General features: G+C 64.6%; 18 protein-coding genes and 1 tRNA gene. 16 read left to right on the forward strand and 3 right to left on the reverse strand.

Features of this window, described 5'->3' with window-relative positions; genetic code table 11:
* Positions 1-118 precede the first annotated feature (118 nt).
* The 7 genes from ACJYUO_RS11235 (at position 119) to ACJYUO_RS11265 (ending at position 4,146) form a co-directional block, all read left to right on the forward strand.
* Positions 119-1,021 (forward strand): DUF5794 domain-containing protein, encoded by a 903-nt coding sequence (locus ACJYUO_RS11235; protein WP_494345463.1) that lies wholly within the window; start codon positions 119-121, stop codon positions 1,019-1,021.
* 52 nt (positions 1,022-1,073) lie between these two features.
* A tRNA-Trp gene (locus ACJYUO_RS11240) sits at positions 1,074-1,248 on the forward strand.
* A 786-nt stretch (positions 1,249-2,034) separates the two neighbouring features.
* Positions 2,035-2,685 carry a helix-turn-helix domain-containing protein gene (locus tag ACJYUO_RS11245; protein WP_494345464.1) on the forward strand — a complete coding sequence of 217 codons (651 nt, stop codon included), beginning with the start codon at positions 2,035-2,037 and terminating at the stop codon, positions 2,683-2,685.
* 63 nt (positions 2,686-2,748) lie between these two features.
* The gene (locus tag ACJYUO_RS11250; protein ID WP_494345465.1) at positions 2,749-3,102 is read left to right on the forward strand and encodes a HalOD1 output domain-containing protein; all 354 of its coding nucleotides are present in this window, start codon (positions 2,749-2,751) and stop codon (positions 3,100-3,102) included.
* A complete protein-coding gene (locus ACJYUO_RS11255; RefSeq protein WP_494345466.1) occupies positions 3,095-3,343 on the forward strand; it encodes a hypothetical protein in 249 nt (82 codons plus the stop codon). The genes ACJYUO_RS11250 and ACJYUO_RS11255 overlap by 8 nt, the downstream gene beginning before the upstream one ends.
* A 373-nt stretch (positions 3,344-3,716) precedes the next feature.
* The gene (locus ACJYUO_RS11260) at positions 3,717-3,890 is read left to right on the forward strand and encodes a DUF7692 domain-containing protein (RefSeq protein WP_494345467.1); all 174 of its coding nucleotides are present in this window, start codon (positions 3,717-3,719) and stop codon (positions 3,888-3,890) included.
* Between the two features lie 133 nt (positions 3,891-4,023).
* Positions 4,024-4,146 carry a hypothetical protein gene (locus ACJYUO_RS11265; protein ID WP_494345468.1) on the forward strand — a complete coding sequence of 41 codons (123 nt, stop codon included), beginning with the start codon at positions 4,024-4,026 and terminating at the stop codon, positions 4,144-4,146.
* A gap of 35 nt (positions 4,147-4,181) precedes the next feature.
* Here ACJYUO_RS11265 and ACJYUO_RS11270 read toward each other — a convergent pair whose 3' ends face one another.
* Positions 4,182-5,204 (reverse strand): M48 family metallopeptidase, encoded by a 1,023-nt coding sequence (locus ACJYUO_RS11270; RefSeq protein WP_494345469.1) that lies wholly within the window; start codon positions 5,202-5,204, stop codon positions 4,182-4,184.
* 134 nt (positions 5,205-5,338) lie between these two features.
* Here ACJYUO_RS11270 and ACJYUO_RS11275 point away from each other — a divergent pair, with 134 nt between their 5' ends.
* Complete coding sequence (locus tag ACJYUO_RS11275) at positions 5,339-8,122, forward strand: PAS domain-containing protein (RefSeq protein WP_494345470.1); 2,784 nt, start codon at positions 5,339-5,341, stop codon at positions 8,120-8,122.
* A 195-nt stretch (positions 8,123-8,317) separates the two neighbouring features.
* Here ACJYUO_RS11275 and ACJYUO_RS11280 read toward each other — a convergent pair whose 3' ends face one another.
* Positions 8,318-10,933 carry a PAS domain S-box protein gene (locus ACJYUO_RS11280; protein ID WP_494345471.1) on the reverse strand — a complete coding sequence of 872 codons (2,616 nt, stop codon included), beginning with the start codon at positions 10,931-10,933 and terminating at the stop codon, positions 8,318-8,320.
* 201 nt (positions 10,934-11,134) lie between these two features.
* On the opposite strand from ACJYUO_RS11280, the gene ACJYUO_RS11285 reads away from it, so the two are divergent.
* Together ACJYUO_RS11285 and ACJYUO_RS11290 are read left to right on the forward strand one after the other, a co-directional pair.
* Positions 11,135-11,533 (forward strand): hypothetical protein, encoded by a 399-nt coding sequence (locus ACJYUO_RS11285; protein ID WP_494345472.1) that lies wholly within the window; start codon positions 11,135-11,137, stop codon positions 11,531-11,533.
* Between the two features lie 172 nt (positions 11,534-11,705).
* A complete protein-coding gene (locus tag ACJYUO_RS11290; protein ID WP_494345473.1) occupies positions 11,706-12,299 on the forward strand; it encodes an NADPH-dependent FMN reductase in 594 nt (197 codons plus the stop codon).
* A gap of 21 nt (positions 12,300-12,320) precedes the next feature.
* On the opposite strand, the gene ACJYUO_RS11295 is transcribed toward ACJYUO_RS11290, so the two are convergent.
* Positions 12,321-12,965, reverse strand: coding sequence for a hypothetical protein (locus ACJYUO_RS11295; RefSeq protein WP_494345474.1), 645 nt, complete (start codon positions 12,963-12,965; stop codon positions 12,321-12,323).
* Positions 12,966-13,429: 464 nt separating this feature from the next.
* Between ACJYUO_RS11295 and ACJYUO_RS11300 the strand changes: the two genes are divergently transcribed.
* The 6 genes from ACJYUO_RS11300 to ACJYUO_RS11325 all read left to right on the forward strand — a co-directional run bounded on the left by ACJYUO_RS11300 (position 13,430) and on the right by ACJYUO_RS11325 (position 21,461).
* Complete coding sequence (locus tag ACJYUO_RS11300) at positions 13,430-13,981, forward strand: hypothetical protein (protein WP_494345475.1); 552 nt, start codon at positions 13,430-13,432, stop codon at positions 13,979-13,981.
* 165 nt (positions 13,982-14,146) lie between these two features.
* Positions 14,147-15,199 carry a DNA-methyltransferase gene (locus ACJYUO_RS11305; RefSeq protein ID WP_494345476.1) on the forward strand — a complete coding sequence of 351 codons (1,053 nt, stop codon included), beginning with the start codon at positions 14,147-14,149 and terminating at the stop codon, positions 15,197-15,199.
* A 153-nt stretch (positions 15,200-15,352) separates the two neighbouring features.
* Positions 15,353-18,508 carry a PAS domain S-box protein gene (locus ACJYUO_RS11310; protein ID WP_494345477.1) on the forward strand — a complete coding sequence of 1,052 codons (3,156 nt, stop codon included), beginning with the start codon at positions 15,353-15,355 and terminating at the stop codon, positions 18,506-18,508.
* 109 nt (positions 18,509-18,617) lie between these two features.
* The gene (locus tag ACJYUO_RS11315; protein ID WP_494345478.1) at positions 18,618-18,917 is read left to right on the forward strand and encodes a HalOD1 output domain-containing protein; all 300 of its coding nucleotides are present in this window, start codon (positions 18,618-18,620) and stop codon (positions 18,915-18,917) included.
* 124 nt (positions 18,918-19,041) lie between these two features.
* Positions 19,042-19,917 carry a universal stress protein gene (locus ACJYUO_RS11320; protein ID WP_494345479.1) on the forward strand — a complete coding sequence of 292 codons (876 nt, stop codon included), beginning with the start codon at positions 19,042-19,044 and terminating at the stop codon, positions 19,915-19,917.
* Between the two features lie 140 nt (positions 19,918-20,057).
* Complete coding sequence (locus ACJYUO_RS11325) at positions 20,058-21,461, forward strand: aryl-sulfate sulfotransferase (RefSeq protein WP_494345480.1); 1,404 nt, start codon at positions 20,058-20,060, stop codon at positions 21,459-21,461.
* Positions 21,462-21,473 lie beyond the last annotated feature (12 nt).

The following is a 21,473-nucleotide window of genomic DNA, read 5'->3' on the forward strand; positions in this document are numbered from 1 at the left end:
AAAACTCACAGCGCGAGGCCCGAAATTCGATGCGATCGACCGGTGTGCAGACCGGTTGGTACGGGACCGCCCGTCATATCGCCCACAGGCCTCGGGTCACGGCCATCGGCCCTGACCGATGAGTACGTCACAACACCCGGTCGCGCTCCAGATGGAGCGCATCGTCGGGGGTGACGCCAGGCTGCTGGCGCTGGTGATGATGCTGCCGTTAGTCGACGGTGTTTTCCCCGCGTTGATCCTGGCCGGCGCGCTCGATAAGCCGCTGGGCGCGGTTCAGGTCGGCCTGCTGATCTTCGGCGGGAGCGCGACCGTCGCGGTGATCCTGGCTGACATGAACGGCACGCCCCGCGAACAGGCGACGGTCGTCTTGCTCGTCGGGATCCCGTTGATACTACTCGCGGCGATCCAGGCCGCGCTCGCGCCGGCGATCGGCAGCGTCCTCGACGACGCCATTATCACCCGATTCGCGGCCCTGGTCATCCTCGCCATCGCGGCCAAAACCGCCAGCGCGACGATCGGCGAGTACCTCCCCAATCCCGTCGTCGTCATCGGACTGGGGCTAGTCGCGAGCGTCGACCCCTCGGGGGCGACGTTCGAGGTGATGAGCGATCCCGTCCTCGTGGCCAACGCGACGCTGGCCGCGGCCGTTGGCGTCGGCTTCGCGCTCGCGATCGCACTGACCGGCCCCTATCTGCGGGAGTACATGGACATCGATCGCTTCCGCTTCGGCAGCGCCGTCGCACTCGGTCTGCTGCCGCTCTCGCTGCTCGGGATGGCCTTCGGACAGGCCCCGCTGGCCGCCCTGATCGTCGCCGCCCTGTTCGCCATCGACTTCCCGTTCCGGGACGACGCCGACTCGAGTGCCGAGCCAAACGACGCGGCCGCCCAGATGGGCGCGGTGGCCGACGGCGGAGAGCACGGCGACTCGAGCGAGCCGATGGCCGTCGAAAGCGAGGACGAGCCGGAGGCGTATCCGGGCGACGACGGCACGGACACCGCGGGCCGAGCCCCGTGGCTGTAGGGCGATTCTGAATCGAAACCACTTTAGGGTGGATGGCCCAACGAAGACTCGAGGGGTCGTGGCCAAGCCAGGCATGGCGGCTGACTCCAGAGGCAACGCGCCCGGGACGACACTCCAGACTGATATACTGATCGGGCACCTGATCAGTGCTCGTGTGATGACCCTCTGGAGTTCCGAGGCGCACCGGAGATATCAGTAGATCGGGGGTTCAAATCCCTCCGACCCCATATTCTCGCCGCTCGCAAATTCGCGAGCGGCGCGTATTTGACGAAGCGGGTTTGAACGAGACTGCGGTTCTGCGACCGCAGGGAGCAGGTTCGCAGGCGTTGTTCAAATCCTTCCGACCCTTTTGGTGTACCCTCGAGTTTGACGAGAACGGCGAGTCCCGGCAAATGTGGATCGACACGAGCGAACGAGGCCCTCGAGAAGTGGTCAAAGTCGGGGAACGATCCGACGGCACTCCGTAGCATTGAGTTGACCTGAAAGGCTCCCGGCGGCGGAACTGAAACCGGATTCGTCGGTGTGATCGCCGATCGCTGAAGCGGCCTGCATAGTGGCAACACTCACGGCACCTCTCTTTTCTGCAACGTAGGTTGACTATCACGGTTTCGTATGCAACTCTGGTTGTAGCCAGTGGCTCGAAGACGGGGGTCAGCACCGCGATCGCACCGCAACGCTGGCGGGGTCGTTTCGCGCTTCGCGCGAAAACCTTGGTGGGTGTCGCCAAGGCGAGAGCGCCAAAAAATCACAACGCCCCACCCGTACTTCCGGGCGAAAATATCCACTTGATCCAAACGAAGCGGGGGTTCGATCACCTCGCAATTTGGACGTGCAGTCAGCGTTCAAGACAGGGCAAGTAGGCATTGAGCCCGCAACCAAATTCAATAACAACTGTCAAGAACAATGCACTGAATACCGAGCTTGGTTCGGCGAATATACTTGGGAACATGTAATTAAAGATTATCAAATTGAATTGGGAGTGAGCCCTTGTACTGGCCATACTTATTTCGATCATGGCAATCGAAGCGTCGTTTACGACGACAGAGGGTGATTTTCCGCTCGCTGAAGTGTTCTCAAAATTCCCGGCAGGCCAAATCGAATTAGACAGGGTTGTTCCAACGAACGAACTGATCATTCCATACTTTTGGCTGAGCGATATTGATTCGACGGACATCGAAATGACCGGGATTGAACATCCTGGTCTTGAAAGTCTCCACGTCGTCGATACGGTTGGCGATGAGGTGTTGATCCGTATCGAGTGGGATTTCGAGTATGAAAGCGTATTGACTGCGATTCTGGGAACGGATGTTGTACTCATCTCAGCTGTTGGACGGGACGAAAAGTGGACGTTTGAGGTTCGTGGTGAGGATCAGCAAGCTGTGTCTGATTTTCATTCGTACTGTAAAGAAAACGATATCCCAGTAGAATTAACGCAATTACATGCACTGTCACCGCTGAGATCCGGACAGGAATACGACCTCACCGATGCACAACGGAAGGCACTAACAGTAGCGTATGCTCGCGGGTTCTATGACTCGCCACGGCAGGTTTCCCAAGAGGACGTGGCGGATGAACTCGGGATCACGAGACAAGCAGTAGCGTCCCGTCTCCAGCGAGGCACCAGACGGTTAATTGCAAGCACGCTAATTAGAAGTGCAAAGTAGCCATTTAAACGGCTTACCCAAGCAAAAGTCATCCCTACTCCGTTCGACCCCCTTATGTAGGATGTGAGCTTCACTAATTACGCCGAAAATCAATCGACCGGCCTTCACCAATCAGCAGATACGGTCCATTTCGACGACGAACGTGCAATCTACCGACTGGATTTCGACCCCGCTCTGGATTCTGCGAGTCTTGCCACCATCGCTGGCATTGCAACAGCTTCACAGACAGACCCTCTCGGTCTTGAACCGTTACACTCCGCGATTGATACAAGCGCCCTCAACAAACTGATGTCCGGATCGAATCGGTGTAAACGGTGCACTCTCAACTTTCCATATGACGGATTCGACATCACAGTGGCTGCGTGTGGGCGCGTGGAGGTAGAAAATCAGTCTCAAAGCACGAAGTATAATGGGTGATTCAGATGATCTACCCAGCTCCGGGGCTGACAAAGTAATCGAACGCGAGGAAACGTACGAACACCAGGCGCACGGTGTCGTTGAGGTTACCGCCATTTGGAAAGGGGTCAATGGGGTTGATACCACCCGGGAAGCAAACGAAAAAGACGTCTACATCGTCCGGTACTCTGCCGATACAGATGGTGGGCAAGTCGATGAACTTACAGATACGTTAGATGAGTTTCTCGAATCAATCAAATAGAAAAGTAAATCATCCCAACTCTTATTGGGCATTTGCGAGTCATCTCTCGCAAGAACATCGAAATATATCTTGCTACTTGTAGAATCCCCAACTGTTAGTTCGCACATCTGGTTGTCGAGACGTTCAGTCAACTATTGAGTGAATAGAAGATGGTGAATCACTGTTTCGATCAACCCCCAGGGTTGCATGTCGACAGCATCCGTTTCTCAAATATGCACACGAGCCGCGACTCGGCGTATGCATATTGCGAGTCGATCCATCGCTCGCGCCGCCGTTCGTCTCTGGATGGCCACCACGTTTCGCTGATTTCGGCCCGAAATGGGCCATTCAGTGAGCCGAAAAACGAGGATTTCGGGGGATCGTGTGTACGAGTATGCGACTCAGGACCGACGGCGACTACGCATACCGACGAGACGCGATCGAACGGGCAGCTGACTTCTACGACTACAACAAGACGAAAGCAGTGGTGAGCGCCTGCGACGACGTTCCGAAATTCATTCAGGGCTCTCGTCAAGTCCTCGAGCGCGACGACCTCAAGCACGAGTGAACTGTCTTGGAACGACCAGCCGCGGACCCGCGGCCTGCTCGAGCCACACCCGTTTTCCCTGCCGTAACAACACGACGAGCACGACCACCGAACTCACACGCTTTTTAAGCCCGCTGCCGTCCGAGACGCGGTAATGAGCACACAGGAGACGTGGGCCGTTCGCCGGTGTGAGGACTGCGCTCGTGTGACGATCGTCGATCCCGCGAGCACACAGCGGGTGTGTGCCTGCGGAAGCGAGTCGCTACGAGAGTTCTGATCGACGGGGCCGTTTCGAGCGGCCCCAATACTGCTTCACGACCCGTCTATGTGGTCCCCAACCAGCCGCTCGAGGTGCTCGAGTCGCGTCTCGATATCGGGGTGGGTTCGGAGCAGTCCCCGCGAGCCGACCGCCGTCTCGCGCGGGAGGATGTCCAGCGCGCCGGCGGATTTCGCCCACGTACGTTTGTCCTCGTGTGGGCGTTCTCGGTCGCCGGAGAGCGTCTCGAGCGCGCTGGCGAGGTCACTCGGGGAGCCAGTCAGTGCCGCAGCGCCGCGGTCGGCGGCGAGTTCCCGACTGCGCGAGAGGACGGCGATCGCGATCTGACAGGACCACTGCTGGACGGTCGTCAGCACCGACAGGGCGGCCCACAGCACGAGGTTGGCCAGATAGGCGAGCGGCTGGGAGACGAGCAGTTTCCGCGACGGCGGGTCGTCCGAGCCGACGTGTTCGGCCACGAGCATCGGAACGAGTACGAGGCTCATGATGCGGCTGTCGCCGTTGACGAGGTGACTGAGTTCGTGGGCGAGGACGGCCTCAAGCTCCGCCGTCGAGAGCCGATTCAGAAGCCCGGTCGTGACGATGACGGTCCCGTCGGAGCGCCCGCCGATGGCGTAGGACTCCGGCCGCTGCCGGTCGGCGACGTAGACGGCCGGCACCGGAACGTCTGCCTGCTGGGCGAGCCGCCGGACCGCGTCGGCCAGTTCGGAATGCGTTTCGGACGCCGGTGCACCCGCTTTCCCCAGTTCCGTCCGAAACGCTCGGATCTCGGCCTGGACCGGCCAAACGTAGAGAACCGGAAGCAGGACGGTCCCGGCAGTGATTACGACGGGAGCGGGGTTCGTAAGCACCCAGTCGAGCAGTCCGTAGTACTCGCCGAAGACCGGCAACAGGAGCGTCTCGAGCGCGTAGAGGACCGGCAGGAGCGCGAGCCACGCGAGCGCGCCGCCGGTGACGATCGCCGTGACGGCGACGGCGCTCGAGACGACGAGCAAGACGGCCAGTGCGACGCCCATCCGCGAGAGCAGCGACAGCCGGAGCCGGGCGTTTCCCATCATTTTGTTGGCATCTCCATACGAGCGATTCGATGGCCACCGGTAATGGGCGTTCCGCATTCCCCGACAGCGAACGGCGCAACCGCATGGACCCGGTGGGAAAGCGCTTATCCTGCTCCCGATAATATGTGCCACGAATGACTTCATCTTCGCGTGCGGACCTCGATTCTGCAGCCCGGGCCTCCCTCCGCCGACAGGAAGTCGTCGCCGACCTCGGGGACCGCGCCCTCGAGACCGACGATCTCGAGCGGTTGCTCGCCGATGCCGCCGGTGCCGTCGCCGAGACGCTCGATGTCGCGTTCACCTCGGTACTCGAGGTGTCTCCTGAGGGAACCGGGGGACGCCTTCGGCAGGGGTCCGGATGGGATGAGGAGTGTATTGGAACCCGCGTTTCGACCGCACCCGGCTCGCAGGCGGGGCGCGCGCTGCGTTCTGACGGCCCGGTCGTCGTCGAGGATCTGCACACAGGGGTGGTTTCCGGGTCCGAGTTACTCGCCGAGCACGGCATCGTCAGTGGGATCAGCGTCGTGATCGGCGCGGCCGACGACCCGTGGGGCGTTCTGGGTGTGCACGCGACTGAGCAGCGAGAGTTCACGGAACTCGACGCGACCTTCGTCCGGAGCGTCGCGAACCTCCTCGCGACGGCGATCGAGCACGCCCGGACCGAGCGCCGCTTCGACGCGGTCTTCGACGATCCGAACATCCTCGTCGGCCTGCTCGAGCCCGACGGGACGGTACTGGATATCAACGGAACCGCGATGGAGTACATCGATGCCGACCTCGCGGACGTGACCGGGACCCCCTTCTGGGAGACGCCGTGGTGGATCGCGGGTGACGAGGGCGAGCGAGCCGACGCCCTCCAGGCCGACGCCCGCGAATGGACCGAACGGGCGGCGACCGGCGAGTACGTCGAGTTCGAGACCGAACTCGCCCGGCCGAACGGCGACCGGTACACGGTCAACGGCGTTTTCAGACCGGTCACGAACGACGACGGCGATGTCGTCTCGATCATCGTCTCCGACCGCGACGTCACCGAGCGAAAGCAGCGCGAGCGGTCCCTGCGCGATGCGAAAGAACAGCTCGAGGCCGCGACGGAGGCGGGTGCGGTCGGGACGTGGGAGTGGCATATCCCTGAAAACCGGCTGACTGTGGGGGCCTCGTTCGCGGAAACGTTCGGAATCGATCCCGATGACGCTCGCGACGGCGTCCCCATCGAGCAGTTCATCGACGCGATCCACGAGGACGACCGCGACCGCGTCACGACGGCGATCGATGCGGCCGTCGAGACCGATGGCGACTACGAGGTGGAGTATCGCGTCTGGAACGCGGATGACGAACTTCGCTGGGTCGTCGCTCGCGGCCACGTCGAACGAGACGAGGACGGAACGCCGGTCACGTTTCCCGGCGCGCTCACGGATATCACGGACCGCAAACGGGCCGAACTCGAGGCCGAGAAGCAGCGAAAGGAGATCCAGATCTTGTTCGATGTGTTGCCCGTCGGTGCCGTGGTCGCGGACGAGGACGGATCGCTGCTCAGGGCAAACGACGCCGCAAAGGAGATCTGGGGCGGTGACGTCTTCGATGCGGACAGCGTCGCGGAGTACGACAAGTACCCGGCTGTCTGGGCGGAGACGGGTGAGCCCGTCGATCCCGAGGAGTGGACGATGTCGCAGGTGCTCCGGGGCGAGGCGGTCTCGGAGCCGAACGTCTACGAGATCGAGGCGTTCGACGGCGACCGGCGGATCATCATGGAACACGGCATGCCGGTCCGAGACGACCGCGGGAACGTAAGCCGCGCCGTCGTGACGCTGACCGACATCACCGAGCGCCGGGAGTACGAACAGGCTCTCGAGGAGCGCGAACGCCAACTCTCGACGCTCATGGAGAACGTGCCCGGGATGGTCTATCGCTGCCGCAACGAGCAGGGCTGGCCGATGGAGTTCGTCAGCGAGGCCTGTCGCGAAATTACCGGCTACGAGCCGGATGCACTGGAGCGGGGCACGGTCGACTACGGCGAGGATATCATGCTCGAGGAGGACCGCGAGTCGGTCTGGAACGCGATCCAGCGGACGACCGACGACCGGGAGCCGTTCTCGGTGACCTACCGCATCGAAACCGCCGACGGCGAGATTCGATGGGTCCGCTCGTTCGGCCGGGTCCTCGCTGCCGGCGACGGGGCCGCAACCCTCGAGGGGATCATCTCCGACATCACCGACCGAAAGCGACTGGAGAACGACCTCAAGGACTCGAACGAACGGCTCGAACAGTTCGCCTACGCGGCTTCCCACGACTTACAGGAGCCCCTGCGAATGATCACGAGCTATCTGCAACTCCTCGAGGCCCGGTACGACGACGCCTTCGACGAGGACGGACGGGAGTTTCTCGCCTACGCCGTCGACGGGGCCGAGCGTATGCACGAGATGATCGACGGCCTGCTGGCGTACTCTCGCGTCGAAACCGGCGGCGATCCGCTCGAGCCGGTCGATCTCGACTGCGTCCTCGCCGACGTGCTCGACGATCTGCAGCTCCACATCGAGGAAACCGAGGCCGACGTGGTTGTCGACGACCTCCCCGTCGTCGAGGGCGACGCCAGTCAACTGCGACAGGTCTTCCAGAACCTCCTCGATAACGCCTTCACCTATCACGGCGACGAACCCCCGCAAGTACACGTCGCTGCGGAACGCCGAGGCAGGCAGTGGGAACTCTCGGTCCGCGATTCGGGAATCGGAATCGATCCCGACGACCAGGACCGCGTGTTCACCGTCTTCGACCGGCTACACACCCACGAAGAGTACGAAGGGACCGGCATCGGGCTCGCACTCTGCCAGCGGATCGTCGAGCGCCATGGCGGCGAGATCTGGCTCGAGTCCGAACCCGGCGACGGAACGACGTTCTCGATTACGCTTCCCGCGGCCGAGTAACGCTGTCCCGGTCGTCGTTGAGTTGGTTTCGCCAGCGACTATAGTAGCCACTGAAAGTCAGTGCACACCTGATCGCACGACTCCGTCGCAATCAGTGTGTAAATCGTTTCAGTGGCTACTATCGGTATCTTTTCACCGCTGTCGTTGGTGGTCCACCGAGTCACGTTCTGACTCGAAAGTGACGGCGGGAGCCGATCACCGCGCTGACTCCACCGCAGGGAGCGTAATCGAGAACGTCGCGCCCTCGCCCGCTGTGGAGTCAACCCAGATGTCGCCGCCGTGGCGTTCGACGATCCGCTGACAGAGCGCGAGGCCGATCCCGGTGCCGGCGTAGTCCTCGCGGCTGTGCAGGCGCTGGAACACCTCGAAAATCCGGTCCTGTTCCTCGGCTGCGATCCCGATCCCCTCGTCGTGGACCGAGACGATCCACTCGTCGCCGTCGCGTTCGGCCGAGACCGACACGTCCGGCGGTTCGTCGCCGCTGTACGTGATCGCGTTCGAGAGCAGGTTCTGGAGCACCTGTCGTAACTGATCCCCGTCGCCCTCCACGCGCGGCAGTTCGTCTGCGGTAACCGCCGCGTCCGCGTCCTCGATCTGCAACTGGAGATCGTCGAGTACGTTCTCGAAGACCGCCTCGAGGTCGACGGGCTCGAGGGGCTCGCCCCGCGTATCGATCCGGGAGTACTCGAGCAGGGCGTCGATCATGTCCCGCATGCGCTCGGCACCGTCGACCGCGTAAGCGAGGAACTCTTCGGCCTCGTCGTCGAGGTCGTCGGCGTACCGGCCGTCGATCAACTGGAGGTAGCTCGAGACCATCCGGAGCGGTTCCTGTAAGTCGTGGGAAGCGGCGTAGGCGAACTGCTCTAAGCGCTCGTTCGACTGTTCTAACTTCGCGACGAGTTCCTCGAGTCGCTGCTCGCGTTCGACCTGCTCGGTGACGTCTTGGGTAAAGCTCAATCCGGCGAAAATTTCGCCGTCGCCGTCCCGGAGCGGCGCGGCCCAAACGCGCCAGTTTCGGCCGTCGAACTCGATCGTGATACTGCCGGTCTCGCCGTCCTCGACGGCGGCCCCCAACAGCGCATCGAGATCCGTTGCCAGTTCGTCGGGGAAGACGTCAGAGGGATGGCTGCCCTCGAGGCGGTCCGCACTCGGCAGGTGATCGCCGAGGACCGCGCCCCTCGTTAGCGTATATCGAAGGGTCGTGTCGTAGACGCCGACCGCGCCGTTCGGGAAGTTCTCCGCGAGCGTTCGGTACCGGCGCTCGGACTGCTCGAGGGCGCGTTGGCGTTCCGTTCGCTCGGAGACGTCCTCGGCGATGCCGACGATCCGGGACACGTCGCGATCCTCGTCGTGGATCACCGCCGCCCGGGCGTGGATCCAGCGGCGCTCGCCGTCGGGCGTGACGATCCGGAACTCCTCGTCGAACTCGTCGTCCGGCAGGTCGGCGTAGGCCGCCATGACTCGCTCGCGGTCGTCCGGGTGGATTCCGTCGGCGAACGCGAGCGGGTCGTCGTCCAATGCTGCCGGGTCGCGCCCCCACAGCTCCTCGTAGGCGGGGTTGATGTAGAGTATCTCCTTGGTCTCCGTCGTCGAGAGCCAGACGACATCCTCGAGGTTGTCCGCGAGCAGTCGGAACCGGGCCTCGCTCTCGCGGAGGTCCCGCTCCATCCGCTTTCGCTCGGTGATGTCGCGGACGACGCCGATCTGTTTCGTCTCCGCGCCGGTCCGAAGCGTCGCGAAGGTGCCTTCCGCCGGGACCTGTTTGCCGTCCGCTCGCTGGATCATCGCCTCCATGGTCGGAGTCGTCACGTCGCCCGTCGCCATCGCCTCGCGTCGGGCTTCCGACTGGGTGAGCGTCGCCTCGTCGACGACCAGCGAGGCGTGTTCGCCGACGAGTTCCGCCCGCGAGTAGCCGGTCAACGAGGCGTATGCGTCGTTGACCATCGTGAATCGTCCGTCCTCGTCTTTGACGTAGATCCCGTCGTTGATCGTCTCGACGATCGTCTCGTACTTGGCTAACTCTCGCTCCCGATTCTTGCGCTCGGTGATCTCCCGGGCCACGGCCATCCCGCCCGAAACGTCGCCGCCGTCGGTGACCGGAACCGTCCGAACCGACCAGATGCGGCCGTTGAACTCGAGTTCGACCGTTCGTTCGGCTCCCTCGAGCGCCGCCCGGAACGCAGGTTCGAGCGCGTCGGCGGTTCCCTCGGGAACGACGTCGCGGAAGTGCTGACCCTCGATATCGGCCGGATCGGCGTCGAGATCCGCAAAGCCCTGCCCCGTGGCCAACGTGTACTCGAGGTCGCGATCGAACAGGGTGACGACGCCGTTCGGGAACGACTCCGCGAGCGTGCGGTAGCGTCGCTCCGATTCCGCCAGTTCCCGTTCGCGTTCCGTCTGCGCGGTGATGTCTCGAGCGAGTCCGAGGACGCCGCGGGCTTCGCCGTCGACCGCGATCGGTTGGAGCCGAAACTCGCAGGTCAATCGCTGCCCGTCCGCGGCTCGGACGACGGCCTCGAGGGTCGTCGTGCCGTCGCGTTCGCCCATCTGATAGTCAGCGAGCGCGTCGCGAACGCGGTCGCACTCGGTGTCCTCGAGGATAGTCGTGAGGTGCTCGCCGAGGAGGGCGTCGCGAGCGTACCCCAGTCGCTCGATGAGCACGTCGTTGACGGCGACGAATCGGCCGGTCGCGTCGAGCCGGTAGAGTCCGTCGTCGAGGAGTGCTGTGAGCGTTCGGTACCGCTGTCGCGTCACCGGGTCGTTTTCGTCCTCGAGAACGGCTGCTCCGATACCCGTGCCCCGGTCGCTCATGCGAACAGCAATCGCCCCTCCGCCGCATAAATCTCCCGACGTGTGGGGCCGCTCCGGTCGGCCGATGGGCCGATTGGCCGGTCGTGGCCCCGTCGAGCCGTCGGCTCCGGCGTCTGTTGCTCGATTTCGTGGCACGGTGAAGCTATCATTTTGTATACACCACCGACGCTCTCAAATAGCTGGCACTCGCTAGGAACACGTATGAGCCGGACACGATCCGCGGACGATGCCTCGGTACTGGTCGAACGAGCGGCCGGGCTGACGGCGGTACTCGGCGTGCTCGTCATGGCATCGACCGTCATCTTCACGGTCACGGGAACGTTGGGGATTCACAACGTTCTCCTCGGCGCACTGGTCGCGGTCATCGCGTCGTTGCACGCGTACCGGACCGGTGAGATGCGATCGCCGAGTATCGTCCTGGCGGCGATCCTCGCGCTGCTTGGCATCTGGATCGCGATCGCGCCGATAGTCGCCTTCGGCGTCGACCGCCAGTTGGTGCTCGGGATCTGCGGCGTCGCCGGAGCGCTCATCGCGATCCTGTCGCTCGCCGGCGTTTACGGCAGCGTCCAGACGTCGAAGAACGCTGCAGCGAGCGCGTAAGACCGGTTCCGCGTTTCTCCGCCGTCCGCTTTCACAGCCGACCGAACCGATTCGAGTACCGATATTTTCCCGAAACGACGGTCCAGTCGTCGGCCCACCGCGTCGAACTCGATTCGTGTCAGAACCTGTGCCGTTCGGACCGCTTTTCCCGCTGCCGGTCGTCCGGAGGGCCATGAGCGATAGTGATGTCCGCGTAGCCGCACTCTGTGGGAGCCTTCGCGAGGAGAGCCACACCCGGACCGCACTCGAGGCCGTGCTCTCGGCCGCCGCCGACGCCGGTGCCGAGACGGAACTGCTCGACCTCCGCGAGTACGAGTTGCCGATCTTCGACGCGGACCGCGACCGCGCGGCGGCCGGTGACGCCGAGAAACTGGCGGCTCGCGTGCGCGCGGCCGACACGATCGTTCTCGGGTCGCCGATGTACCACGGCTCGTATTCCTCGCCGCTGAAGACGGCGATCGACTACTGCGGGTTCGACGAATTCGCGGACAAGACCGTCGGCCTGCTCGCCGTCTCGGGTGGGGCCTTTCCCGTGACGACCCTCGAGCACATGCGCTCGGTCTGTCGGGCGCTGAATGCCTGGGTGATCCCCCACGAGGCCGCGGTACCGAACGCGAGCGCCGCCTTCGATGACGGCGCGTTCGTCGACCCGAAACTCGAGAAACGAGTCCGAACGCTGGGCCGGCGAGCAGTTCAGTACGCATCGATCGAACCGGACCCGGACTCCTTCGAGAGCGATCACAACGTCGGCGCGCGAGGGAAGTAACCGACCGGCCGGTCGCCGTCTTCACGGATCGAGGAGCCGCTGAAACCGGCGCTGGTGGGCGAGGAAGGCAAAGAGCGCGAATATAATCGCGCCGACGTGCAGGGCGTCGATCCGGACGACGACCGTCGTGAAGCCGAGGGCAATCGGGGCCGACGAGAGCGCCCAGTCGGTAAACCACGCGGTCGCGAGCAGCGCCGACGCGCCGGCGGCCATCACCACTCCCGAGAGTATCGGCGCGACGATCGGGCCGTCGTTCGACGCCAGCCTGAAGGCGTACCGCTCGAGGACGAACTGGCCGCCGAGGATGGCAGCGAGGAGGACCGTCGCGACGGCGACGCCCGCGCGGCCGCCGATCCGTTCGGCGGTGAGCAGCCAGACGACCCAGCCGCCGGTGAGGACGACCGCCGCACCGAGTCGATGAGGCTCGAGGAGGTCGCCGAGGTCGCTGACCGTCGCGCCGACGACTCCAGTTCTGAGCAGGGCCCCACAGAAGAGGATCCCGAGCCCCGCGAGTGCGGTCGAGGACGTCCGCGAGCCGACGACGAGACCGAACCAGAGGCCGACCGCGAGGGTTTCGACGGCCGCGGCCGAGAGCGCGGCGGTGACCCCGACGACGCGTCGCCGCGTCGTTCGGCCGAGCACCTCCGGCTGGCGGATCACGCTCATATCCCGACTCCTTTCGGCGGCACCCCTTTCGTTATGGAAGGCCTTCGCGGAGCTGAACCGCCGAGTGCCCCCTCGAGACGAGTTTATACGACGGGAAGAAATCGATTTATCGACCGCGATGGCCGTTCGATCGCAGCCGACGGCGCTCGTCGCGCTCCGCGCGCCCGTCGATCGTCCTCGTCAGCTCGGCGAGTCCCCTCCGAAGGCGATGCCGGTCGATCAGTGGATGAGTGAACGCAGACACCGTCGATTTCGTTCGGAAGAGGGTGCAGTTCGGGGACCCGCTCGAGTCGCCGATCGCCAATGCATACTGCTATCCCTTCGCACGCGGACAGCCGGGCCCCAGTAGACGGTAATTATACGACATGTTGTGGCGGGTAACATTGGAATAATGCGTGTCGGGGCTGGGCCACTGACGGAAACGGGGGATAGAACTATGTACGGCGGTGTGGTCGTGGCGGATTATGCCCGAGACGGAACAACAAGACAAAACGCTGTCCGAGCTCATCGTCAAAGAAGCGGTCAACAAAGGCATGGATTCCCCGATGCGCGACTCGATTCTCGAGGCCGTCGACGAGGCCGACGGCTCTCGGTCCGGCGGTCGACTGCCGCTCGCGGGGGCCCTGTTCGGCCTCGGCGCGGCCGTCGGCTTTCTGGTCGGCCGACAGTCTCCGGAACTCGAGGACTCGCCGATCGAGGACCTAGAGGAGCCGGAGATCATCGAGGACGTGATGGAGTCGACAGAGGAGACGGAAGCGATGGCCGAGGTAACGGCGGAGTCCGAGTCGGAGACGGACGACTCCGGCTCGCGACGACTGCCGGGGATCCTCCTCATGCTCGGTGCCGTCGCGGGGGCAGTGTTCCTCCGCCGTCGCCTCTCCTCCGACGAGGAAGAAGAGTGGGAGCCGATCGAGGAGTTCGAACCGGCGACGGGCGGGGAGTCAGAGGAGGAAAGCGAGACGGAAGACATGGACGAGTCCGGAGCCGAGGAGACGGACGAGGAAACCGAGGAGTAACATCGACCCGCCGCCCCGACTGGATTCGACGGTTTTCTGATTCCCGCTGGCATCTCTCGTCTGTTTCGATCCCCGAACGTGTGTCACATCGCCAATCCCGGAGCCGCCGCACGAGCGTCGGCCTGACGAAGCACCTAAGGGAGCCACGCCGACAGTGTGAACCCAATGGAGACGACCCACCGCGTGTTCGTCGGCGATTCTCGCGATCTCTCGGCGGTCGACGACGAGTCGGTCGAACTCGTCGTCACGTCCCCACCGTATCCGATGATCGAAATGTGGGACGACCTCTTTACCGAGCTCGATCCCGCCGTCGGCGACGCGCTGGCCGAGGGGGACGGACGCGCCGCGTTCGATGCGATGCACGCCCAACTCGAGCGCGTCTGGGACGAACTCGAGCGGGTGTTGGTCGACGGGGGGATCGCCTGTATCAACGTGGGCGATGCGACCCGGTCGATCGACGGCAGCTTCCGGGTCTATCAGAATCACGCCCGCGTGCTCGAGGCCTTCGAGGAGCGCGGCTTCGAGCCGTTACCGGACGTGCTCTGGCGCAAGCCGGCCAACAGCGCGGCCAAGTTCATGGGCAGCGGGATGATCCCGCCAAACGCCTACGTCACGCTCGAGCACGAGTACATTCTGGTGTTCCGAAAGGGAGCCGAGAGTCGCGCGTTCGAGCCCAAGGCCGACCGCCGGTACGAGGCCGCCTACTTCTGGGAGGAGCGCAACCAGTGGTTCACGGACGTCTGGACCGACGTGACGGGCGAACTGCAGTCGATCGAGACGACCGACGACGAACTCCGGGAGCGCTCGGCGGCCTACCCGCTCGAGATCCCCTACCGGCTGCTCTGTATGTACTCGGCCTACGGCGACACCGTCCTCGATCCGTTCTGGGGGACCGGGACGACCACGCTCGCGGCGATGTGTGCCGGCCGGAACTCGGTCGGCTCCGAACTCGAGGACGCCTTTCTCGAGGTGTTCGACGACGGCGTCGAGGACATTCCGGCGCTGTCGCGGTCGGTCGGTCGAGCGCGTCTCGAGCGCCACCGGGAGTTCGTCGAGCGCCGCCGCGAGGAGGGCGAGGGGTTCGAGTACGAGGCCGACTACTACGAGACGCCGGTCGTGACGGGGATGGAACGCGGGATCCGGCTGCGCGAAGTCCGCGACATCGAGGGGATCGCCGACGGCTACCGGGTCGAGCACGCCCCGCTCGCCCTCGAGTGAGTGCCGGCGAGGACGAGACCGGCGAGTGGCGGGTACGCCGAGGACTTCGACCCGATCGAGACCGTCTTGCAATCGGAATAGTACCGACAGTTGTCCGATCGATACAACCGAAATCGACACGAAGTTTTTATTCGTGCCGTCCAACCCAGCGGTATGGTTCGCGGTCTCGAGGACGGGAAGACGACCCCGGTACGTGCCCTCGCCGTCGGCTCGTCGGAGTGGCTGCAGACAGCGATGGCAGGGCTGGCAGACGAGTCGGTGACCGTGACGGACTCGGTCGCGACCGCCGCTGCGCTCACGGACGACCAACTCGAGGCGGCGAACTGCCTCCTGACCGACGATCGGGAGGCCGTCGCCGCCGTCGACGAGGCGTATCCGATCGTCTACGCCGTCGATCCGGCACGAACCGAGTCGATCGATCGAGTCCCCGGTGATCCCGACGTGATCGCCAAGACGACGATTCAGGAGCCGCGGCTCTTAGCCCAGCGGCTTCGACGGGCCGTCGCGTTCGCCACAATGCGGCGAACGGTCGACCGGCGAACGGAGCGGTTCCGGGCGCTGCTCGAACATTCGTCTGACGTGTTACTCGTCGCGGACGACGACGGCGAGATCACTCACGCCGGGCCGGCCGGCGAACGCGTCGGGGGCGTCGACGCCGATGGTCTGTGCGGGTCCCACATCCGCGATCACGTCCATTCCGACGACGTACAGGCGGTGATGAACGCCTTCGCCGCCGTCCGCGCGGCCGAGTACGGCGCGTCACGAACCGTCGAGTACGCGTGTCGGCACACGGACGGGGAGGAATACGTCCACGAGGCCACCCTGACGAACCGGTTCGGGGACGATGCCATCGACGGCATCGTCGCGTCGATTCGGGACATCACCGAGTACAACCGCATCGAGCAGGAGTTGAGCGCGTCGTTCAAACGCGTCACCGACGCGTTCTACGCGCTCGACGCGGACTGGCGGTTTACCTACGTCAACGACCGCGCGCTCGAGTTGCTCGATTTCGACCGTTCGGAGCTCCTCGGCCGGCGGTTTCTCGACGTGTTTCCGGAGATACACGGCACCGTCTTCCAGTACGAGGCAATCGAGGCGATGGCGTCTCAAGAGCCCCAGACAGCCGAGGGCTACTACGAGCGCTACGACGCGTGGATCGAAGCGCGGATCTATCCGTCGCCGTCGGGAATCTCCGTCTACTGGCGGGACGTGACCGAGCGAATCGACCGCGAACGGAATCTGACCGAGCGCACCGAGCGGTTACAGGCGCTGGTCGAGAACGCGCCCGTCGTCCTGTTCAGTCTCGACGACGAGGGAACCTTCACGCTCTCTGAGGGCCGCGGGCTCGCAAACCTCGGCTTCGACCCCGAGGACGTCGTCGGCAACTCGGTCGCCGACCTGCTCGAGGACTGCCCCGAGGCCCGTGCCGACGCGGAGACGGCCCTCGAGGGGGAGACGGTCGATTCGCGCAGACGGCTCGGCGATCGCGTCTTCGAAATGTGGTATCGCCCGATCACGGACGACGAGGAGACCGTCGACCGCGTGATCGGCGTCGCCACGGACGTGACCGAGCGCGTCCAGTATCAGGAGGCGCTCAACGCCGTCCACGAGGCGTCACGGCACCTGCTGTCCGTCGACTCGAAAGCGGACGCCTCCGAATACGTCGTCGACATCGCGACCGACGTGCTCGATCTCGACGGCGCTGTCTACCGGTTCGACGACCAAGAGAACGAACTCGTTCCGGCGGCGTGTTCGCCGGCCCTCGAATCGGTCTTTGGCCCGCCGCCGCGGCTGCAGCCAAACGACGGCATCGTCTGGCAGGCGTTCGTCGACGGCGAGTCGGTGGTCGCTGACGATATCGGGGGCGCAGTCGGTGTCTACGACGAGCCGACTGCCGCTCGGAGCGGCCTCTGTGTCCCGCTCGGCGAGCACGGCGTCTTCGTCGCGCTCTCGACCGACCCCGAAGGGTACGACGACGAGACGGTCGAACTCGCCCAGTTGTTCGCGGCGACGGCCGAGGCCGCGCTCGATCGCATCGGCCGGACCCGCCGGTTACGCGAGCGCGAGCGCGAACTCGAGCGACAGAACCGGCACCTCGAGCGGCTCAACGAGGCGAACGAGGTCCGGCAGGCGATCGAACAGCACCTCCTGCTGGCCGACTCCCGCGCCGAGATCGAACGCGAAATCCCCGACCGACTCGCCGACCTCGAGGCGTGTTCGTTCGCGTGGATCGGCGAACCGGACCCGAGCGGTAATCGCCTCGAGCCGCGAGCCCGCGCCGGACTCGATCGGGGGTATCTCGATGCGGTGACGGTAACGGCGGTCGACGAGTCGGCCGCCGAGCCGGCGGGTCGGGCCGCTCGGACGCGGACCCCGGTCGCCGTCGACAATGTCGCCGACGCGGTCCACGACGGCGAGTGGCGCGGCGACGCGCTATCGCGGAACTTCCAGTCCGTCTACGCCGTGCCGTTGGTCTACGACGGCTTCCTCTACGGCGTGCTCTCGCTCTACGGCGAGGAGCGCGAGGCCTTCGACGAGACGTTCCGGTCGACGGTGGCGGAACTCGGCGAAACGATCGCCTACGCGATCGACGCGGTCAAGCGCAAAAACGCGCTCGTCGGCGACGAGTACACCGAAGTGGAACTCGAGGTCGCGGCCGACGCGGCCCTGTGTCGGCTCGCGGCGGTGCTCGACGAGCCGGTCACCTACGAGGGCACGACGATGCGGGCCGACGGCTCGCGGGTCGCGTTCGTCGCCGTCGAGGAAGCCGTCGACGATCCGGCGGAGACCGTCGACTGCAGTGCGATCGACGGGATCGGCGCGGTGTCGATGATCGCCGAGCACGAGGGCGAAACGGTGCTCCAGGTACGGTTGACCGAACCGTTCCTCGGATCGATCGCCGATTCGCGCGGCGCGCGACTGCGCGAGTTCGCGGCCGACGAGGCCGGCGGCCGCGCGATCGTCGACGTGCCGGAGACCGCCGAAATTCGTGCCGTCCTCTCCGCGATCACGCGAAACGGGCCGTCCGTCTCGATGGTCGCCCGCCGCGAGCAGCGAACCGACGAGCCGTCGGCGGTCGGCGGCCCCGCCCGCACCGCCTTGCTCGACCGGTTTACCGATCGGCAACGTGAGGTCGTCCAGACGGCTTACCACGGCGGCTTTTTCGAGTGGCCTCGACGGGCGACCGGCGAGGAAATCGCCGCGTCGCTGGAGATCTCCCCGCCTGCCTTCCACAAGCACGTCCGGTCCGCGGAACGGAAGCTGTTCGCGGCACTGTTCGAGGGGACGGCCACTGCCGGGGTTAACTGATTAACCACCGTTTTCGAGCGGGGTTACAGAGTTAACAATCAGGCTCTTTACGGTAACTCGAGAACGGGGGAGTAGTGTCCCACCGACGTACTGGGGGTACGTACAATCAATGACAGAAATGAGTTCACGATCGCCGTCGACCACGATGGGGGAGCAGTATTCGGTACAGTATGATAGACTCGACGATGAACCGCTCAGCGTCGCCGTCGCGGACGCCGTCGCAACGTTTCGCGACCACGCTATCACCGAACTCGAGCCGCTCCACTACGCGATCAACGCCGACGCGCTCGAGCGGCTGTTCGAGCCGCGCCCGAACGGAGTGCGGTCCGCCGGCTCGGTCACGTTCGAGTACAGCGACTGTCTGGTGACCGTCGCTGCCGACGGCGAGATTCGCGTCGAAGCGGCGTAGCGGCTTCCGTCGCGCCTCGATAGCCCGCGAGACGTCTCCTTCTCGTTTCTCTCGATGCCGACGAGAGCTGTCGCCGACGATAGCATCCCACAATGGTAAGCGGGTCGGTGCCGAACCGCCATCCATGACTACGCAACTCCTCGTGCCGACCGACGGGAGCGACCCCGCGAGGGCGGCCCTCGAGCACGCGCTCGATATCGCTGCCGACCGGGAGGCCACGATCCAACTGCTCTACGTCGCGGACACGAAGGAACCGAGTCTAACCCGGCTCGGAACGGACATCGTCGACGTCCTCGAGCGAGAGGGCGACGAGATCCTCGCTGCCGCGGCCGCGCTGGCCGAGGACCGCGGCGTCGCGGTCGAGACGGATCTCGTCCAGGGCGATCCCCGAACCGCGATCGTCGACTACGCCACCGACGAGTTCGACCTCGTCGTGATGGGTGCCCATGGCCGGCGCGGGATCGGCGAGTACGTCCTCGGAAGCACTACGGATTGCGTCGTGAACCGGAGCGAGAGTCCCGTACTGACCGTTCGCTCGGCCGAGGGGGTGAGACGTAACTACCCCTACAGCGACGTGCTCGTCCCGACCGACGGCAGCGATCACGCGTCCGTGGCGCTCGAGCAGGCCGCGTCGATCGCCGCGCGCCACGGTGCGACGTTGCACCTGCTGTCGGTCGTCGACGAACTGCCGGAGGTGATCGATGCGGGATCGACACAGCTCTCCTCGCAACTCGAGGAGAACATACAGACGGTCCTCGATAAGGCTGAAACGACCGCGAGGCAGGCGGGTGTCGACGAGGTCGAGACCACCATTACGGCCGGCTCGGTGCCTCGAGAGATCACGACCTACGTCGACGAGGAGGGCGTCGATCTCGTCGTGATGGGGACCCACGGCCACACCGGGCTCGACCGCCACCTGCTCGGGAGCTTCACCGAGCGGGTGATTCGGACCTCGCCCGTACCCGTCCTGACCACGAGACGCGCAGACGAACTGGAGTGAGTCGCGGCGACCCAACGTGTCGCTGACTCACTGCTGACCCGCCACTGACCTCAAGCGATCCGCGTTCGACCCTGTCTGTCACAGACTGCAAACGACGGATAATGGTACTTCGGATGGCCCGGCAGTATCCGGTATGACCAATGTCTGACCGATCACGCTCCCCGCTCGCTCGGCTCCGATCGATCCTTACGCGAACCCGACTCCGGGTCGTGTTCATCGCCGTGATCCTCCTTTCGGCGGCCGTCGTCGCCAGCGCGGCGTCGAACGACCTCTCGACGGCCACGGAGGACGATGTACCCGAGGCACCGCCGACCGAGAACCACACGGTCGTCACCGAATCGGGGCGGGCCGGCACCATCACCGCCTACGAACCCAGCGGCGACGTTCTCTATTACAACAACTCGCGGACGAAGTACTTCGACGTCGACCCCGTCGAGGGGGACCCGCTGACCGTCGAGTACACCGCGACGGATACGATTCACTCGGCGGGACCGACCTGTTCCGATCCGCCGTGTGCGCGCAACGTCATCGAGCGCGCGAACCTCTCGACCGGCGAGGTCGAGGTCGTCTACGAGCGCTACGATTACAAGGAGACCGCCGGCGAGTGGCACGACGCGGACCGCATCAATGAGACCCACGTCGTCGTCGCCGACATCGTCGCGGATCAGGTGTTCATCGTGAACACCGAGACCGAGGTCGTCGAGTGGCTCTGGGACGCCCAGAGCGAGTTCCCCGTCGAGGGCGGCGGCTCGTACCCAGAGGACTGGGCGCATATCAACGACGTCGAATACATCGAGGACGGCGAGATGGAGGGCCGAATCATGGCCAGCCTTCGGAATCAGGACCAGGTCGTCTTCCTCGACCGGGAGGAGGGGCTGGTCGAGGACTGGACCCTCGGAGAAGAAGACGAGTACGACATCCAGTACGAACAGCACAACCCCGATTACATCCCTGAGAGCGAGGGCGGGCCGGCCGTCGTCGTCGCCGACTCCGAAAACGGCCGCGTCCAGGAGTTCCAGCGCGAAGACGGCGAGTGGACTCGTAGCTGGGAGTGGGAAGACGACCGCATCCAGTGGCCGCGAGACGCCGATCGACTGCCCAACGGGAACACGCTCATCACCGACACCCACGGCAACCGCGTTATGGAGGTCAACGAATCCGGAGAGATCGTCTGGCAGGTCGAGTCGACACTCCCCTACGAGGCCGAACGGTTAGAGACCGGAGCCGAGAGCGAGGGCGGCCAGAGCGCCGCGGCACTCGGCCTCGAGTCACGAACGACGACCGAAAGCGACGACGAAAGCGGCGGGATCTTCGGATTCGATCCGCTCGGCTTCCTTGGCGGCCTCCTCGAGTCGATCCTGCCCCATCGGATCTACAACGGCCTCCTCTTCGCGACCCCCGTCTGGATGGGGGCATCGGAGTTTGCGGCCGTCGGTATCGCGCTCCTGACGGGGCTGCTCTGGGCCGGCCTCGAGATCAGGTGGCAGCTCCGGGACGCGGGAGTTAGATTCCGGCTACCGGTTACCCGACAGGGCGGGGACTGAGCCCCACCAGCG

Source organism: Natrinema sp. CRL1 (assembly GCF_059162405.1).